1 protein-coding gene is annotated in these 1,394 nt (G+C 50.7%); it reads right to left on the bottom strand.

All coding sequences use genetic code 11. The features are described 5' to 3' along the window. Nucleotides 1-616 (bottom strand): PKD domain-containing protein (locus tag QT222_RS01080; RefSeq protein ID WP_491476023.1); only part of this gene is annotated, 616 nt, incomplete at its 3' end. Nucleotides 617-1,394: the final 778 nt, after the last annotated feature.

Genomic DNA, 1,394 nt, shown 5'->3' with positions numbered 1-1,394 from the left:
TGGTAGTACTGTGACCTCCGTGGCTTCCGTGCCCGCCATCGTTCTCCCCGGGCATGAAGTCGAGGAAGATATCCGGGATGTACCGGTCCTCGTATTTCGGGAAGAACTCCTTAATCGTCGTCTCGGGTGTGAGGTCTCCTGACCCCCCACCGTCTGATTCGACGGTGACTGTCTTCTCGGCGGTCGCGGTATCCTCGTCAGTGTTCGTCACTGTCAACGTGACAGTATGGTCACCGGTGGTGTCGAAGCTCACTGTAGTCTCGACGCCAGTAATGGGGTCTCTGTCGTCGACCGTCCACTCGTAGGTGTCAATGTCGCCGGTTGACTTCGAGGCGTCGAGGGTCACATCTTCGTCGACGGTGACTGTCGTAGCGCTCATCTCGATGACGGCCTTGAGTTCTTCACCACTACCACCACCTTCTTCACGTATCTGCTTCCAGGGGTTTCCGGTCTTCGTACTTGGTTCGGTGCCGTGGGTCCACCACTTCGCTTCCCAGATGTAGCCCTCGTGAACAACACGGTCACCACCTGTGTATGTCGTGTCGGAGTCCCACTGCGGTGGTGACTCGGCCCCTGATACTGTGACACTCGCACCAGCAATTGATGTGAAGAGCACTGACGCGTTGCGTAAGTACTCACGTCTATTTTGTTTCATGGTTTCCTCTGGAGTCACTCGTGATTTGGTCGCCGCTAGTGAGTGACTCCACCGCGTGCTAACATCCGATTGACAATAAACATTTTGTGGAAATTTAAATCTATATTTAAATTATATTAATTCAGCCAATCATATATGATTGTGGTATACTATAACAATGCTAGAACCGAGTTTGGAGACTGGGAACTCCCACAGAGGGTTTGTACCCATGGCGGCAGTATGGTGCGCTCTACGGCCGACGGCCCTGGAGTTATTGTGCGATCTCACAACCTCAGAGGATGAATTGGTGCGGGCCTTCTGCTCAGAACCAACAACGACGCAATAGGTACAGTCTGTTAGTTCTGGGTCTCTGTGTTCAAAGAACATTTCGAATTCTTATTTCTGGCAAGGATTCGAAGACTACGAGACAATAGCTGAATTACCAAGAAGCAGCGTAAAACGAAGGCACGCGACAAAATCAAACCCCCAAGGTTGCGGCCCCATTCCATATAGCGATATACAATTCATCTGCATCGCGTTCGAGCAGCACGTCATTTCGCTAATCCTCATTGTCTGTGTCAGACAACAATATATGTAGTCATATTAAATAATTGATGTGTTCTCCGTAAACACTAGAAAACGCAAACTCAGACTGACACGACCCCGCTTGAGTCGGGTTCTTGGGCCTCGTTCTCCTCGACAACACTATAAATCCGCGTAGGAATTCGGCACGCTCTCTCGTACGCGTGTTAAGTACCAC

The organism is Haloferax sp. s1, assembly GCF_058382125.1.
Note: the sequence above shows the minus strand (reverse complement) of the source record. Positions and strands in the feature narration are given on the sequence as shown.